The 17,133-nt window shown below is 45.2% G+C and carries 14 protein-coding genes; 5 read left to right on the top strand and 9 right to left on the bottom strand.

The window, feature by feature from the left end; translation table 11 throughout:
* Nucleotides 1–13 precede the first annotated feature (13 nt).
* The 3 genes from MSG36_RS03450 to MSG36_RS03460 form a co-directional block, all read right to left on the bottom strand.
* The gene (locus MSG36_RS03450) at nt 14–454 is read right to left on the bottom strand and encodes a PTS sugar transporter subunit IIA (RefSeq protein ID WP_054541497.1); all 441 of its coding nucleotides are present in this window, start codon (nt 452–454) and stop codon (nt 14–16) included.
* A gap of 266 nt (nt 455–720) precedes the next feature.
* Nucleotides 721–1,938 (bottom strand): mannose-6-phosphate isomerase, class I, encoded by a 1,218-nt coding sequence (manA, locus tag MSG36_RS03455; RefSeq protein ID WP_248366296.1) that lies wholly within the window; start codon nt 1,936–1,938, stop codon nt 721–723.
* Between the two features lie 110 nt (nt 1,939–2,048).
* Nucleotides 2,049–3,953, bottom strand: coding sequence for a fructose-specific PTS transporter subunit EIIC (locus tag MSG36_RS03460; RefSeq protein WP_248366298.1), 1,905 nt, complete (start codon nt 3,951–3,953; stop codon nt 2,049–2,051).
* Nucleotides 3,954–4,331: 378 nt separating this feature from the next.
* On the opposite strand from MSG36_RS03460, the gene MSG36_RS03465 reads away from it, so the two are divergent.
* Together MSG36_RS03465 and MSG36_RS03470 are read left to right on the top strand one after the other, a co-directional pair.
* The gene (locus MSG36_RS03465; protein WP_048611710.1) at nt 4,332–5,171 is read left to right on the top strand and encodes an AraC family transcriptional regulator; all 840 of its coding nucleotides are present in this window, start codon (nt 4,332–4,334) and stop codon (nt 5,169–5,171) included.
* A gap of 564 nt (nt 5,172–5,735) precedes the next feature.
* Nucleotides 5,736–7,514, top strand: coding sequence for a transporter (locus MSG36_RS03470; protein ID WP_248366300.1), 1,779 nt, complete (start codon nt 5,736–5,738; stop codon nt 7,512–7,514).
* Between the two features lie 196 nt (nt 7,515–7,710).
* Here the strand turns inward: MSG36_RS03470 and MSG36_RS03475 are convergent, their stop codons facing one another.
* Together MSG36_RS03475 and MSG36_RS03480 are read right to left on the bottom strand one after the other, a co-directional pair.
* The gene (locus MSG36_RS03475) at nt 7,711–8,484 is read right to left on the bottom strand and encodes a PTS sugar transporter subunit IIA (protein ID WP_017070486.1); all 774 of its coding nucleotides are present in this window, start codon (nt 8,482–8,484) and stop codon (nt 7,711–7,713) included.
* 7 nt (nt 8,485–8,491) lie between these two features.
* The gene (locus MSG36_RS03480) at nt 8,492–8,794 is read right to left on the bottom strand and encodes a PTS fructose transporter subunit IIB (RefSeq protein WP_017070485.1); all 303 of its coding nucleotides are present in this window, start codon (nt 8,792–8,794) and stop codon (nt 8,492–8,494) included.
* Between the two features lie 328 nt (nt 8,795–9,122).
* Here MSG36_RS03480 and MSG36_RS03485 point away from each other — a divergent pair, with 328 nt between their 5' ends.
* A complete protein-coding gene (locus MSG36_RS03485; protein ID WP_248366302.1) occupies nt 9,123–10,988 on the top strand; it encodes a fructose-specific PTS transporter subunit EIIC in 1,866 nt (621 codons plus the stop codon).
* Between the two features lie 125 nt (nt 10,989–11,113).
* Here the strand turns inward: MSG36_RS03485 and MSG36_RS03490 are convergent, their stop codons facing one another.
* Both MSG36_RS03490 and MSG36_RS03495 read right to left on the bottom strand, forming a co-directional pair.
* Entirely contained in the window at nt 11,114–11,698 is a 585-nt protein-coding gene (locus tag MSG36_RS03490) for a TetR/AcrR family transcriptional regulator (RefSeq protein WP_050632462.1), read from the bottom strand.
* A gap of 139 nt (nt 11,699–11,837) precedes the next feature.
* Entirely contained in the window at nt 11,838–12,011 is a 174-nt protein-coding gene (locus MSG36_RS03495) for a hypothetical protein (protein WP_017061661.1), read from the bottom strand.
* Between the two features lie 484 nt (nt 12,012–12,495).
* On the opposite strand from MSG36_RS03495, the gene MSG36_RS03500 reads away from it, so the two are divergent.
* Nucleotides 12,496–14,475 (top strand): methyl-accepting chemotaxis protein, encoded by a 1,980-nt coding sequence (locus MSG36_RS03500; protein WP_086969303.1) that lies wholly within the window; start codon nt 12,496–12,498, stop codon nt 14,473–14,475.
* Nucleotides 14,476–14,584: 109 nt separating this feature from the next.
* Here the strand turns inward: MSG36_RS03500 and MSG36_RS03505 are convergent, their stop codons facing one another.
* Nucleotides 14,585–15,007 (bottom strand): organic hydroperoxide resistance protein, encoded by a 423-nt coding sequence (locus MSG36_RS03505; RefSeq protein ID WP_050651346.1) that lies wholly within the window; start codon nt 15,005–15,007, stop codon nt 14,585–14,587.
* Nucleotides 15,008–15,135: 128 nt separating this feature from the next.
* Here MSG36_RS03505 and MSG36_RS03510 point away from each other — a divergent pair, with 128 nt between their 5' ends.
* Nucleotides 15,136–15,573, top strand: a complete 438-nt coding sequence (locus MSG36_RS03510) for a MarR family transcriptional regulator (protein WP_248366305.1) — start codon at nt 15,136–15,138, stop codon at nt 15,571–15,573.
* A gap of 151 nt (nt 15,574–15,724) precedes the next feature.
* Here the strand turns inward: MSG36_RS03510 and MSG36_RS03515 are convergent, their stop codons facing one another.
* Nucleotides 15,725–16,888: an aromatic amino acid transport family protein gene (locus tag MSG36_RS03515; protein ID WP_017061663.1), complete on the bottom strand. Its 1,164-nt coding sequence runs from the start codon at nt 16,886–16,888 to the stop codon at nt 15,725–15,727.
* Between the last annotated feature and the right edge of the window lie 245 nt (nt 16,889–17,133).

Raw genomic sequence — 17,133 nt, forward strand, 5'->3', positions numbered from 1 at the left:
AATTTTCTACGCCTTATGAATTAATTAAAATATTAAGGATTTGTTGTTCGTCTTTTGCGTTATGGATATCTTGAATAAATTCATCGCTGAATTTTCCAAATAGTTCTTGTAGTACATAAATATGATGGTCAGCACCGTTATCGGGTGAGGCAATCATAAAAAACACGGTTGGATTGATGCCGTCTTCATCGCCATACTCAATACCTTCACGCTTAACACCGACAGCAATCGCAGGCTCAGTTACCGCCTTGCTTTTTGAGTGTGGGTAAGCGATGCCGTCCATTGAGGTGATGCTTTGAGATTCACGAATTTCGATGTCTGCCAAGAAGGCTTCTTTATTACTGATTCGGTTGTTCTCAAATAACATGCCTGCCAATTCTTCAAACAGTTCTTTTTTATTATTCGCTTGAAGATTGTTATTAATTAAGTTGACGTTAGTTAGCTGTGTGATCATTTATTAACTCATTCACTATTGAAGTTCTTGAATTAAAATTAATGGATTAACCCGATTCGCGAAATAGCAAATAAAAGCCCTTCACTGTACATTTGTACCAAGCAAAATTAAGTGTGATTTGCATCATTCATCCAGTGTGAGATGAGTCATATTTGATGGTGTATTTCGGTATTGAAATAACTTTCTGTAGGAAGAAAAATGCCCCGCAAAGCAGGGCATGATCAGTGTTTGTATCTACTCGGGAGAGCTAGATTTACTTGATAGAGCTAGCTGTAAGCACGCGCCACGCGTCCAACGCAATCGAGTTTGTAACTCTCAGCGTAAGCAGGAATGAATACCGATTGGCCTTTCTCAATTATGCAGGTTTCACCACATTGATGAGTGAGCACCATGGATTCGTCGAGTGGTAATAGGATCTCGGCGCCTTCGGTTGTGATCTGTCGTTGCTGCGAATTTTGTACGATAGAGAACTTAAAATCCTCGACTGGAATTTGGTATTCCATCACATCACCTTGCTCAATAGGGCTGAGCAGTAGCCTATCTGCAGGCTTTTCATTGAATTGAGTACAAGAGACTAATTCATTGATATCCATATACTTAGGCGTCAACCCTGCGCGGAGTACATTGTCTGAATTCGCCATCACTTCTAAGCCCGTGCCTTTGATGTAAGCGTGCGGTGTCTCGGCATCAAGATACATGGCTTGACCCGGTTTTAGCGTGATCACGTTCAACAGCAGCGGAGCAAACAGGCCGACATCTCCCGGATATTGATGTTCCAACTCTGAAATCAATTGGAACACAGGGGCATCTGAAAGCTTGGCCTTCATCAGTAACATAGTCAGCGCCATGCCTTTTTGTTCACCTTGCAACGACAATAAGCTCGCGAAGAAGCTGGCTAATCCATTAGGCGTTTGATCGCCCGCGAGATCGTTGACCATCGAATGAAGCTCTGGAATGTCGAGATAATGGAAGTGCTCTAGGATCTCGCTGATCGACCTAAAACCATTCATCGCGGTGTAGTCGGTTAGGGCATACACCAGTTCTGGCTTGTGGTTGGGATCCTTGTAGTTACGGTTGCCAGCCGTCATCGGAATGCCTTGCTGCTCTTCTAGAGCATAGCCAGATTCGGCTTGCTGCTTGTTCGGGTGAACTTGAACAGAGAGCGCTTTCTCCGCCGCTAACACCTTAAATAGATACGGAAGTTCACCAAAACGGCTCGCGACTTTCTCGCTCAGAAACAGGTTTAGGTTCTTGGAAATAAGGTTCGACAACGTGGTTTGCTGCCCGTTGTCGTTCACCATCGAACAACCATTAGGGTGAGCGCCCATCCAGATCTCCGCTTGTGGCTCACCTGATTGGTTATCAATACCAAACAATTGGCTGAACGAAGAAGGGCTACCCCATGCGTAGTTTTGAATCACGTTAGTCATAGGGTAGAAAAAGCGTTGTACGAACGAGTCGTTCGCTAATGAAAAATCAGACATCGAAATCACCATGAAGGGAAACATGGCTTGAGCTCTATTCGTTCCAAAAAAACTATTAGCTACTAAAAACAGTAGGGTAGAGGGGCTCAAGCCATTGGAGTTGAAATGGCTTAAGCCGCTGCTGTCGTTAGCTTGGCTTTGCGTAGATTTTTAAGCGCGATACAAGTAACCGCAGTCACGCCCGCACCTGATGCCATGCATAGTAGTGCCAGCATTGGGTAATTCATTGCGCCGAGCAGAGCTACAACTGGGCCACCGTGAGCAACGCTGTTGGTAATCCCAAACGAGAACGCCATTACCGCAGCCGTCATTGAACCAAGCACGTTGGCTGGGATAACTGACATCGGATCTTGAGCTGCGAAAGGAATCGCACCTTCTGAGATACCCACCAAGCCCATCGCACCAGCTGCTTTACCCGCTTCAATTTCAGAAGATTCGAACAGGTCGAACTTGCGGCCAAGTCTGGTAGCGATAGCCATACCCAATGGAGCCACAGGAATTGCACACGCCATTGCACCCATGAACTGAGTTTGACCGCTGGCAATCATGCCGACTGAGAATAGGAACGCCACCTTGTTGAACGGGCCGCCCATATCGAAACCAGCCATACCACCAAGGACAATACCAAGCAGAACCACGTTGCCTGTACTCATGCTGGTTAGCAGTGCTGTAAGAGCATCCATCAGTCCAGCGATAGGTGCGCCGATAACAAAGATGAACAGACCCGCGATGAATAGAGAGCCAGTGATCGGAGCGATCATGATAGGCACAAGTGGTTGAACGAATTTGTGGTAGTTAAACGAAGTAATCCATTTAACGAAGTAACCCACTAATAAACCCGCGATGATTGCGCCAATGAAGCCTGTACCTGCGTCAGCGCCGTAGAAAGAGCCGTTGTTAGCAATCCAACCACCGATAAGGCCAGGGGTTAGGGCAGGGCGGTCGGCAATCGCGTAAGCAATGTAGCCAGCCAAGATTGGGATCATCAGGGTGAACGCAACCACACCGACTTCTAGAATTTGGTTCCACATGCTGCCAGCAGGAATCGCCATGCCAGATTCGCTTGGCTCACCGCCAATGGCTAGTGCTAGGGCAATCAAAAGGCCGCCAGTCACCACGAATGGGATCATGTGAGATACGCCATTCATCAAGTAACGATAAAGGTCTGAACGCGCTTGTGAGGCTTTTTCTACAACAGATTGGTTGGTCGGCGCTTGTTCAGCTTGGTAGCTAGGTGCATTGAGCGCTTGCTGAATCAAGCCTTGCGCGTCTTTGATTGGCGCTTTTACGTTGGTGCTGATAACGCGTTTGCCAGCAAAACGAGCCATGTCGACCTGTTTGTCACAAGCCACCACAATCGCATCTGCGCGTTCGATCTCTTCTTGAGTCGGGCTGTTTTTAACACCAATAGAACCGTTGGTTTCGACCTTGATATCGTAGCCAAGAGCCGCCGCGCCTTTCTCTAGTGCTTCGGCTGCTAAATACGTGTGTGCAACGCCAGCTGGGCAGCCTGTCACACCAATGATGAAGCCTTGTTTCTCAAGGTTGGTTTCCGTTTCTGGCTGTTCAGGTTTAGTAAGCAGTAGTTCTAATGCTTCTTGTTGAGATTGAGCATTCATGAAGCTTTCGATAAAGCCTTCTTCAATCAGTTTTGAAGAAAGTTCTGCCAGTACTTCGATATGGTGATTATCGCCGCCATCAGGAGAGGCAATCATGAAAAATAGTTTTGATGGCTGGCCGTCATCTGCGCCGTACTCGATACCCTGTTGATGGACACCGATAACAACCGCGGGTTTGATGACCGCAGCGCTTTTCGCGTGTGGCAGTGCAATACCTTCTTCAAACCCGGTATTACCTTGTTCTTCACGAGCCTTAATGTCGGCAAGAAACTGTGCTTTGTCTGAGATTCTGCCTTGTGCGTAAAGCACGTCTATCAGCTCTTTAAATACGTCTTCTTTTGAATTAGCGCTAAGCGAAAGCTTAATCAAATCTTGATTGATCAATGTCGTGATCATAATGAACCCCTACTCTGTTTTTATTTTGTTAGGGGTATTCTGGAATCTACGGCTTGCCTTCTGTAGTGAAGAAAAAATGCATTTACTGGATGATTGTTGCGTTATAAATGGAGTGTGATTTTGATCGGTTGAACGGGCGTTTTTAGCCCTGTATTGACAGGGTTTGTCGTGCATTGAAGCTTTTATTTATAAGGGCTACAGCGTGTTTTGTTATCTGGGAAATTACGTGCTTCATCGGTTTCTGCACTGGAGATTTATTTCTAAGACTGGATTTTTGTAACCTAGATCTCAAATTGTGATTTTGCTCAATAGCGCTATGTTTCAGTTACAGGTATATCTATTTCCGTAGCCTTATTGCTGCCCATAAGAGTTCGAATAATGATATTTCATGACTTAATCTCGTCGGTGTTAAATGAGCGAGAACCGTTTCATAACATCTGGTTTGCTGGAGATTTTCACACGCCTTCAGCGTGCAGCTATCAGGTGAACTTTCCGCGCTTAGAGTTGGTGTTAGACGGAGAGTATATTAATGAAATGGAGAGTCATGATCGCAAGATCACCAACGTGATTGCCAAAGCCGGAGACGCGATTTTCATCCCACCCAACTGCTGGAATAAACCTAATTGGGATACTGACTGCTCGGTGTTGAGCATGTTGTTTGGTCGTCGTCAGCTTGGTTTAAGCTTGGTGAGCAAGCGCAAAGGTGAAGAGAGCTTTTACGATATCCAAAAGCACAGTATTCAGACTCGCTCTGGGTTTGCGATTGATAACATCTTGGAGGCGCTTAGCTCGTTAGCGAGAGAGAGCAACAAGCAGCCGATGGACGAATTATTGCTGCAAGCTCTGCTTCAATACAGCAAGACGATGTTGGATGCGCCTGTCGAGAAATCTCACAGCCGCGTGCAGGATGTGTATCAAGGGATTTGTATCTACATTCAAGAGAATTTCCACCGTCAAATCACCCGAGACAGCATTGCCTCACGCTTTAGCATTTCATCCAATCACTTGTCGCGAATGTTCCGTCAACAAGGCCACATGACGCTAGCAGAATACATTACCCGCGTGCGGGTCGATCGCGCTAAGTTCATGCTCAAAAAGTACAACTTCAAGCTCAATGAAGTGGCGTTACGTTGCGGCTTTAAAGATGTGAACTACTTCTGTCGCGTGTTTAAGAATCGCACAGGAAGAACGCCGACTGAATATCGTGGTTCAATCTAATATCCCTTCAAATTCCCTTTTCTGACCAGAGCTTATACGACCGAAATTTGTATGACTAGATCACCACAGTGAGCTCTGTGTTGTGGTGATCAATTTGCTTTGTGTTTTCCTCTGCTGTTTATTTCTACACCTTATTTCCAAACCTATCTTTAGGCACGTTCTCTATTTATCCCGTTTCACTAAATAAACCCAATTAATAACATTAAGGGTTCGCTTTGCGAGTTGCTTATTATTTTTCGTTGCCTATTTGTTGAATTAAACGTGTGAGATTTGATGTATTAACGCGATGCATTTAATGAATGCTAAGTAAATTAAAAACAACTTATCGAGACGATAAAACCTTGTTGTCGTTGTCCGGGTTACTGATCTAAATGTTTTTAAGTTATTGATTTTAAATGTTTATTTAGCTTCGGCTTATTCTTTATTTACTAACGTGTAATTCATGCCTCGAAATCAAATATTCAGGTTTATACGCCCCATCACAACCTTGACTTATAATACTACAAATTAAAAAATCTATAGATAATATGCTCTTCAGATATTCATCATAAAGAAGACTTATACATGGAACTCAATACTCTGATCGTAGGAATTTATTTCCTTTTCCTTATCGCAATAGGTTGGATGTTTAGAACGTTCACCAGTACAACCAGTGACTATTTCCGCGGGGGCGGTAACATGCTTTGGTGGATGGTTGGCGCGACTGCGTTTATGACTCAGTTCAGTGCTTGGACCTTCACTGGCGCAGCGGGTAAAGCGTATGCCGATGGTATGGCTGTCGCGGTTATCTTCTTAGCGAACGCATTTGGTTACCTGATGAACTACCTGTACTTCGCTCCGAAATTCCGTCAACTACGTGTGGTAACGCCAATTGACGCGATTCGTATGCGTTTTGGTAGCTTCAACGAACAAGTATTTACTTGGTCTGGCATGCCGAACAGTATTGTTTCTGCAGGTATTTGGCTGAACGGTTTGGCGATCATCGCATCGGGCATCTTTGGCTTCGATATGACAACCACCATCGTTCTGACTGGTCTTGTTGTACTTGTTATGTCGGTGACAGGCGGCTCTTGGGCGGTTATCGCGTCTGACTTCATGCAGATGGTTATTATTATGGCGGTAACCGTAACGTGTGCTGCTGTGGCTATCGTGCAAGGTGGCGGTGTTACTGAAATCATCAACGATTTCCCTGTAGCAGAAGGCGCGTCATTCGTTTCTGGTAACAACTTGAACTACGTAAGCATCTTCGGAATCTGGGCATTCTTCATCTTCTTCAAGCAGTTCAGTATCACCAACAACATGTTGAACTCTTACCGTTACCTAGCGGCAAAAGACTCTAAGAACGCGAAGAAAGCCGCTCTGCTAGCGTGTATTCTGATGACCATCGGTCCAATCATTTGGTTTATGCCACCTTGGTTCGTAGCAGGACAAGGCGTTGACCTTGCAGCACATTACCCAGATGCAGGTTCTAAAGCAGGCGACTTCGCTTACCTTTACTTTGTAGAGCAATACATGCCAGCAGGTATGGTAGGCCTTCTAATCGCAGCAATGTTTGCGGCAACTATGTCTTCTATGGACTCAGGCTTAAACCGTAACTCTGGTATCTTTGTCATCAACTTCTACCAACCGATTCTTCGTCCAAACGCGACAGAGAAAGAGCTGATGATTGTGTCTAAGTTGATGTCTACCTTCTTTGGTCTTGCTATCATCCTTATCGCGCTGTTTATCAACTCGCTAAAAGGCTTGAGCCTGTTCGACACCATGATGTACGTGGGCGCACTCATCGGCTTCCCAATGACCATTCCAGCATTCTGTGGTTTCTTCCTTAAGAAGACTCCGGACTGGGCAGGTTGGGGTACGCTAGTGGTCGGTGCGATTGTGTCTTACATCGTTGGTTTCGTGATTACCGCTGAGATGCTACAAAACTTGTTCAACCTAGAGCCTCTAACAGGTCGTGAATGGTCTGACTTGAAAGTAGCGGTAGGCCTAATTGCACACTTAACATTTACTGCTGGCTTCTTCATTCTTTCGACTCTGTTCTACAAACCACTGGAAGCGTCTCGTCAGAAAGATGTTGATACCTTCTTCAACAACCTAGCGACACCATTGGTTTCTGAATCAACAGCACAGAAGAAACTGGATAACAAACAACGCCACATGCTGGGCTCATTGATCGCAGTGTCTGGTGTGGCAGTGATGGCGATGTTTGCTCTACCGAACCCATTCTGGGGAAGAATGATGTTCGTACTGTGTGGTGGTATCGTGTTCATCGTTGGTCTACTGTTAGTGAAAGCTGTAGACGACTCGGTTGAGGATGCGAAACAAGCGAAAAAAACAGCTTAAGTAACTAAACCTACAAGATAAGCCATTTAGAATAGAACGGCTGAGCGTAATTGCTCAGCCGTTTTTTATTGTGTGAGCAAATGAGCATAGAAGGGTTGGATAGGTGTCATAACCGGAGATAAATGAATTCGCTGAACTTGACCAGAACAGTTGAATTAGATGGGGATGAATTAGATGGGGTGAATTAGAAGAAAAATTAGATAAGACGAGATGAGATATACATCAACAAGGCTTGTAGGTCGACACTGCTTCGGGTCTTTTGCAGACGCTCATTGACCTGATCGTGAAGTAGGTTTCGAGTTAGGTTAGTCGCCGCCACAATGTGCTCACGCTGTGGTTTGGTTGGCAGAACAAGAGCAATGGCTACATGTACTTCGCCGATACGTGATGCCCAGTCAATCGGGTCGTCACTGACGATAACCGCAATCGAGAGATCTTGAGTCGATTCAAACATCACATGCGGCAGTGCGATACCCGGTGACACGCAGGTTGAAGAGCGTTCCTCTCGCTTAATAAATGCCAGAATCAGTTCATCTGGGTCTTCTGGATAAACAAGGTGAGCGAGCCCTTTTAAGCACTCAAATTTGGTCAGTTGGGTTTGCGCCTTAGCGTGGTGCCATTTGATGTCACAAGGCGGGCATATTTGTGGCATTCGCTGGATTAAATCTTTAGAGAATTCATGGTTCACTTGTGAGCCAACCATGTCGTAATGCTCAGCAATTACATCTTTGAGAACGAAACAGGCCAGCTCCGCATCAATCCCAACCGCGGTTATCTGACACAAATCACCACGAAGTAAACCTACTTGCAGCATCGCGACGGATTTGGAGAGATCAGCGGTTCGATTTTGGGTGATGTTGATAATGCGGATGTTGCTTTTGAACTTCTTCGCTAATCGAGTCAGCGGTTGCGCGACATGTGAGTTCGCGGCAGGATCGTTAACGAAGAAGGTGATCTGGTATTCGTTCATCAAAAGTTTAAGTTCGACAATGCTTAATAAAGACTTTATCGACACTCAACAATACCTCTTCCATTGGAACAAATACGGTTTTAGCTGGGTCAAATCGGCTTGGTTGTTCGATGTCGATATCAGAGACGATCAACACTTTGTCTGCGAGGGTAATATCTTGGGCGGTCAGTAAGTTTTCAATACCCATAGCACCTTGCGTCTCTACCTTTATTGAAACGTTGAACTTAGGGGCTGTTTTATTTAGAGCATCAGCTGCCATATAAGTATGCGCAATGCCTGTAGGGCACGCAGTTACCGCTACAATTCTCATTATTATTCTCGGCTTAATCTCGTCCCTGTTACGTTACATAAGCTACCTTTCAGAAGCTACCCGGCAAAAGCTATCTTGCATGGGAACTCCAGTATGGAAAGCTCGCATGGGAGAGGGACGATATTGTTATGGGTTCTGTGGATTTTATGGATTGGCGTTTTTTATTCCAAGGTGAAAGTCACACTCTGAGTTCTTGGTTACAATAATCCAGTTAATGCACCTTTCGTCCTATATATTGAGTGCCTTCACACCGTTAATCTTTTCATCTTATTAACCTTATCACTTACGTAATTACTTCAGTCTGAAATCAGGCGAGGCAGAGCAGCATATGGATATCACCAACATTATCGAGCCCGAGATCATCTGCTTAGATTTACAAGCAGACTCAAAACCGGCGGTATTTGAAGAGCTTGTTGAACTGCTCGACCGTGCGGGTAAGCTCTCCAATAAACGTGAATTCCTTGATGACATCTGGAAGCGTGAAGCCATCGGCAATACTGGCTTTGACGATGGTATTGCGATTCCACACGCGAAAAGCACTGCCGTAGCTAAACCTGCGGTGGCGGTAGGTATCAGCCGCTCTGGCATCGATTATGGCGCAGACGGCGGCGAACTGTCGGATGTGTTCTTTATGCTCGCTTCCCCAGACAACAACGACGACCACCATATCGAGGTGCTAGCTCAGATTTCGACCAGACTTATCGAAGATGGCTTTGTTACAAAATTAAAGGCGGTGGAGTCGGTCGAGGAAGCTCAAGAGCTGTTTCTTGAAGCCAATTCAGAATCGTTCGATAGCTACGCCTCTAGCCATCATGAAGTGTATGTCGAACCACTCAGCCCTTGGGCACAATCTCTTAATCGCCTCAAAGAACACTTGTTATACGGCACCTCACACATGATTCCTTTCGTGGTTGCAGGTGGTGTGCTTTTGTCTTTGTCGGTGATGATGTCTGGTCATGGCGCAGTACCTGAAAGCGGTGTGTTAGCAGATATCGCACAGATGGGCATCGCGGGGTTAACCCTGTTTACAGCGGTGCTCGGTGGTTACATCGCGTATTCAATGGCCGACAAACCGGGTTTAGCACCCGGCATGATCGGTTCTTGGGTCGCGGTCAACCAATACAATACCGGCTTCCTGGGCGCGATTGTGGTCGGCTTCTTCGCGGGCTTTGTGGTTAATCTACTCAAGAAGATCAAACTGCCAGACAGCATGATCTCGCTGAGCTCGATCTTCATCTATCCACTAGTCGGCACCTTTGTCACTTGTGGTGCGGTGATGTGGGTGATTGGCTCACCGATAGCTCAAGTGATGCTTGAGATGAACCAAATGCTGACTGGCATGGCAGGCTCAGGAAAAGTGGTGCTCGGTAGTATTTTAGGTGCGATGACTGCCTTTGATATGGGCGGCCCAATCAATAAAGTAGCAACGCTGTTTGCCCAAACTCAGGTGAATACTCAACCATGGTTGATGGGTGGCGTTGGCATTGCGATTTGTACGCCACCACTAGGCATGGCACTGGCGACTTTCTTATCGCCGAAGAAGTTTAAGCGAGACGAGCGTGAAGCGGGTAAAGCTGCAGGCATTATGGGAATGATCGGCATCAGTGAAGGCGCGATCCCATTTGCAGCCGCCGATCCTGCGCGGGTTCTGCCTGCGGTTGTTGCTGGTGGCATTGTCGGTAACGTGGTTGGCTTTATGTTCCATGTAGTGAACCATGCTCCATGGGGCGGCTGGATAGTATTGCCAGTGGTTGATGGCAAGATTGGCTATATCGTCGGCACACTCGCGGGGGCTCTAACGACAGCCCTGATCGTGATTCTTCTGAAGAAAAATGTGGTCGAAGGTGAAGTGAATTCTAATCAGTTTACGGGTGGTTCGGTAACGGAAGAAGGGCAAGCGGATGTATTGGCGATCACTTCTTGTCCATCTGGTGTTGCCCACACTTTCTTGGCTGCGAAATCGTTAGAAAAGGCGGCGCATCATCTTGGGGTTCGGATTAAAGTCGAAACCCAAGGTGCTAACGGAATCGGCAATCGTATTACTCAGAAAGACATTGAAAGGGCGAGGTTGGTGATCTTTGCTCACGATGTGGCGATTAAAGAAGTAGAACGCTTTGCGAACGTGAAAACCTTGGATGTCAGTACTAAGGAAGCGATGCTTAATGCGCAAGCGTTGATCATGAGAAAGGTGTAACTCTTTAAACCGCAAAGTTTATCATCTATAAAGTTAACTAGTTCTAAACTAAAAAGACTCCGCTCAGGCCGATTAAGGTGAAAGTGGAGTCTTTTTGTATTGTGCCCAATTAATCGGGTCAGACGCTAAAAAGGGTGGTACTTAAATACGTCTTCAACCATTGAGTTGAGTAAATCGATATCGTCACAGGTTTTGGCGTAGGTACGCAGGCCTGCGATTTGAACCTGAACATGACGAGCAAGCTGAGTCGGTTCGCGCTCTTTGCTTATCTCACCCAATTCTTGTGATTCTGCAATCAGCTTAGCGAACTCACCTTCCATGATTTTGAGTGATTTCTTTGCTTCTGCTAATAACTCTGCGTGTTCATCAGTTAGCTCTGCGACCGTTTTAGCCAGCATACACATGCCGTTTGGCGCGCTCTGTTTCGATTCGACAACGGCGCGTTTTACGAAGTTTTCCAGCGCTTTGATAGGCGATTCGGTTTCACCGCGGAAGCGGTTCAGGTTGAGGATGCCAAGTTCGGTATAGCGAGCAAGCGTCTCTTTAAACAGACCTTCTTTGCTGCCGAACGTCGCGTAGATGCTGCCCGGACGCATATCAATCACGTCTTGCAGGTTGCGCATAGAAGTCGCATGAAAGCCCTTTTCCCAATACAGGTTCGTTGCTTTATCTACTACGTCTTGTCTATCGAACTTAGCGGTCTTAGCCATAACATCTACTTCATTAATCTGAACATATGTTCAATATTTTATGCTGAACGCCCGTTCTAGTAAAGGTGTGTTTAGCTGCTTTGCGCAGGCTTAGAACATCAAAGAGTTAATAAAACATCCCGATCATCAGGAAATAATCTTAATCATCAATAACTTCTACGGTCTTGTGCTGAGCGCCGTAATAGGTGCCTTCATCGATGGTGTACATCAATGTTGCTTCGCACTCTGGACAATCGAATTCCTCATTGGGCTCAATGGCCGCTTCTTCTACCCATTCCCAACCGATATGTTCTTCGCAAGCGGGACAATCCATACAATATCTCTCAGTTGTTGTCGCATATTTATTGCGAATCTCTACTTTAATAATTCGGCATTATACATATTTAGTTAACGAGGAATAGACAGTTAATCAGTGCAGAATAGGGATGTGAATCAATCTCTGGTGAGCGTTGAATCTATAGATGGTTCTGAATATATCGTTTTTTCTGAGCACATAATTGGTGCAGATCTACCCCTTTTGGGTAGTTAAAATGTGTCATATTTCAGTCGCTTACGTCAATAAAATGTTGTTGCACGTGTTTTTGGTATCGTTAGGTCGCTTAGCTAACAGTTTTATCGGTAAATCAATGAATTTTATAAGGTTAAATGTTACCTTCATCGCATCGCGATCTGTGTGGCACGGTAATTGATGCACATTGATCAAGTTGAATAATTATACAGTCACAATTGAGGCGCATCTTATTAAGGATGTGCGAGTTAGATGACTGAAAAGATTTGTTAGCTGCTAGGAAATAAAAATGAAATTAACCGATATGTCTTTTAAGCAAAAAATCATCGCTTTGCTTATTTTACCGATCTTAGGGTTTCTCTGGCTCAGTGTTTCAGCGATATCCAAGGGCGTGGAAACTAAGACTGAAATGTCTTCATTAAACCAACTGACACGCCTTTCGGTTGTATACAGTGAGTTAGTGCATGAGTTACAAAAAGAGCGAGGCATGACCGCTGGCTTTATTGGTTCTCAAGGAACCAAGTTTGTCAGTGAATTAGCCTCGCAGAGAACCAGTGCTGACAACCGACGTAATGAAAGAAACGATTACTGGCAGTCTGCCAATATCAATCTGCCACAGATAAATCGCCTGAACACAGAGATAAGCCAAAGCCTTAATCAGATAACGACGATTCGAAATCGAGTGGACTCTCAATCGATTCCACTTTCTGAGGCTTTGGGTTACTACACTCAACTGAATGCAAAGCTGCTGAGCGTATCGGCGTTAATTGCTGAGCTTAGCTCTGATGCTGCCATCACCACAGAAACCATCGCATACTACAACTTTTTACAAGGTAAAGAGCGTGCTGGTATTGAGCGTGCGGTTCTCAACAACACCTTCTCTAAAAATGAATTTGGCCCAGGCATGTTGGTTAGATTCATCTCTTTGGTGACACAGCAAAATACTTATTTCTCTAACTTCGAAGTGTTGGGTAACCCAGAGAACGTTCGTTTCTTTGAACAGCAATTGAATGATCGTTCGGTGGCAGAAGTAGAAAAGCTTCGTGGTTTGGCTGAATCTAAGATGAGCGGCTTTGATGTTGATCCTGTTTACTGGTTCTCGCAATCTACCGCTCGTATTGTTCAGCTAAAGAAAACAGAAAACCACCTAGCAGAGTCACTTATCGCACTGACAGAGAAAAAAATGTCAGAGGCGCAGTCTGCGATGATGATGAGTATAGGTCTGTTTGCCTTGATTACTTTGTTTGCGACCTTCGTGAGCTATAAGGCGATCAGCGACCTGACGATGAGAGTAAAAGATCTTACAGTGATGTTGTCTAAGGTTCGTAATGACAACGACTTAACAGTTCGCGCTAAGTTCGTTGGCAACAGTGAGCTTGGACTGATCTCTTCGGCACTCAACGAAACGTTAGAGAAGTTTTCGAATGTCATCGATAACTTGTCTCAATCGAGTTTGACCTTAGCTTCAGCTGCTGAAGAAACCTCACAAACTTGTCACTACAACTCGAATACGCTGGTTCAACAACAAGACCAAATTGGCTTAGTTGCAACGGCGACAGAAGAGCTATCGGCAACGGTGAACGAAGTCGCGGCGAAAACACAGCAGACGGCAAGCTCCGCTAAAATGGTCGATGAGCAGTCGCAAGAAGGTTTGAGCACAGTCCAAGACTCTTACCACTCGATTGAAAAACTGGCATCTGAAATTAATGATCTAGCTGAAAAGATCACGCACCTACACGAAAGCAGCAACAACATTAACAGTGTGATTGATGTGATTAAGTCGGTAGCAGAACAAACCAACTTACTTGCGTTGAACGCGGCAATTGAAGCGGCTCGTGCGGGTGAGCAAGGCCGTGGTTTCGCCGTCGTCGCCGATGAAGTTCGCACGCTAGCACAGCGTACTCAGCAATCGACAGCTGAAATTGAAGGTTTCATCAGCTCGCTACAGTCTGATGTGCAAACCGCGTTTAATGTGATTGATAACAGCCAGAAGATGTCGTCTAAAGCGGTTGAGGATTCAAAAGAGGTGGAGCACACCTTACAAGGAATCTCAGCATCGGTAAGCGAGATCTTTAGCATGACTGAGCAGATCGCAACCGCAACCGAAGAGCAAGCGGTAGTTACTCAAGACATCGCTCAGAACGTGATGGCAGTAGAGCAGAAGTCGACCGAGTCGACCACTGGTGCAACTCAAATTGCAGCGACAGCCAAAGAACAAGCTGAACTGGCAGCTTCACTGAAAGATATCGCGAGTACTTTTAAGAGCTAAGAGAAGAGCTAAAGTTAAAGTTGAGAGTTATATAACGAAATGTCCCGCCTGGTGCGGGACATTTTTTTAGCGGGGGACTTTTTCTTTTTTTGTGGGGGGGATGAAGCGGCTAAAGCGCTTGTCCGTTAACCGACAATTTTACATCAATGTTGCCACGAACTGCGTTTGAGTAAGGGCAAACTTGGTGCGCCGTTTTCACAAGCGTCACAGCTTGTTCTTGCTCTAAATCGAGTTCAATCGATAGAGCAACAGTTAAAGCAAAGCCACCGTTTTCATTTGGTCCAATACCGACTGTTGCAGTCGTTGGCGCCGATGCGATTTTGATTTTCATCTCTTTTGCAACGTGAAGTAGAGCATTTGAGAAACACGCAGAGTAGCCCGCAGCAAACAGTTGCTCAGGGTTGGTCGCTTCACCTGTACCGCCCATTTCTTTAGGGTAGCTCAACGCCACTGAAAGCAGATTGTCATCAGTAGAAACTTGGCCGTTACGACCCGCCGTTGCTGTAGCAGAAGTTGTGTAGAATGTTGTCATTGTCTTATCCCTTAATTATGATTTTGTGCAATTAAATTGTGCGCAACTTAATTTTAAAGCTAGCTTAATTGATAAAATTTGAGCGCGCAAGTATATTGTGCACAATTTAATTTATTGGTGAGGTGGTTATGAGTGACCAAGATGACTATCTAAAGCTGGATAATCAGGTGTGTTTCGCGCTGTATAGTGCGTCGAATGCAATGAGTAGAGCGTATCAACCTTTGCTGAAAGCACTTGATCTTACTTACTTGCAGTACATTGTGATGATGGTGCTTTGGGAAGAAAAAGAGATAAATGTCAAAGCGCTAGGTGCAAAAACGCATTTAGATTCTGGCACCTTGACGCCACTACTCAAGCGTTTGGAAGTGAAAGGTTATGTGCTTAGAACTCGCAGTATTGAAGATGAGCGAGTTCGAGTTATCACGTTGACACCAGCCGGGGTCGAACTCAAAGAACAAGCGCAGATCGTGCCAGTAGAAATGCTGTGTCTTTCTAAGATGAATGAAGATGAGCTTAAATCACTAAAAGCCCAGTGTGAGCAATTGCTTGGTAATTTGACCAAGTAAGTACTTGTAGTTTCGGCAATGATAATAAGAAAACAAAAAAGCCCGTTAGTCCTACTGTTAATTAGTTACGATTGCTAATTCGAGTAAGACTAACGGGTTATTTGTATCTGCTGTCTTCTAAATTGCAACAGATAGTCCATTCAATGGGGATCTACCCCATAAACCAAGACACGAAAATCAACGCGCCAAAACCGAATGTCGCCATTAGTGCCGTGTCGCCACCGGCTGCTGTGTAGCTGCCTTCAGTTTGCAGGTGAGGGAAGTCAGGTCTGCGCACCTTAACCACCATTGCGAGTGGGCCCCAGATAGCAAGGAACACCAGCACCATGCCTGCGTAGTCCAACATGCTTACAAACTGGCTAGCGAACAGCTCTGCTAATACCAAAGGTAAGATGAAGGTCAGCGCATAAGCCAACGCTTTGTTGTTGGTCACCGCATCTTTGTTTTGGTCGTAAAGCGCCATCGATACGCCGAGGAAAGAAGTCACCAAGGCTAAAGCAGAGAACAGCGCAATCACCACTTTCAACCAAGCAGATTGGCCGCTGAACGCAGAGATCAACTCAGAGATATTGTGGAACTGGCTTATCGCGTCTGTGCCAAGGTTGCCGATAATCGCGAATAACCAAGTTAGGTAGCAAATTAATGGAATCACTGAGCCTAGCAGAATCATATTGCGGATCTGCTTTTGAGTTGCTTCACGGTTGTAGATAACCAGTGACGGGATCACCACCATCGAGGCAAAGCTAGTAAAGATAACTGCGCTGTATTGCACCACGTCGTTGGCCGTGTATTGGCTGGTTTGAGTTAGGTAATCAAGGCGAATGTTGCTAAATAATGACGCGATAACGATAAACAGCATCACGACCATCAAGATGAATAGCCCGCGATTCAGTTTGTCGATATAAGACTTGCCCGAGACTACGATAGCACCCATCAATAGGCTGAAAATGGTATACGCAACGGATGCTGATACATCGACACCAACGTCGAGCAGTAGCTTATGAATGATGTCACCGACACCCAAGATATAAGCGATCAACATGCATACTAGCAGCAGGTAAAAGAGTGCATTGATAAAGTGTTTACCTTTGCTACCCAGAGTGAGGTAAGCAACACTGCTCATGCCACTGTTGTCTTTAGTTTTGGTACACGCTTCTGCCAGGAGGAGTGCAGAGTAGGTGGTGCCAATAAAGATAAGTAGCATCAGCACTGAGCTGATCATGAAGCCAAATTGGGCCAACACCATGGGAATAGCAAGCATGCCAGCCCCTAATGCAGTTCCTGACAGAATCAAAGAACTGCCGAACAATTTCATATTCAAGAAAGCAACCTCAAAGTATCCAATTAATTTTTTTGTTGGATTGTAAATATTTGTTGCCAAGCCTAACAAATTACTCAGTAAAGTTAGGGTTTAATTTCTAATAAATTTTGAATTTTTCTAAAAAATTTAAGCAGGAATTTCTGGTGTATATGTGTGGTTGATTTAAGTATTCACTGAGTGACTGGTTTTAGCGTTCTGATAACTTTTACAAATTATTCTCTGCTTAATAACCTGCAGTT

Origin of the sequence: Vibrio sp. 1CM8B (genome assembly GCF_023161685.1) — a bacterium.
Classification (GTDB): domain Bacteria; phylum Pseudomonadota; class Gammaproteobacteria; order Enterobacterales; family Vibrionaceae; genus Vibrio; species Vibrio coralliirubri.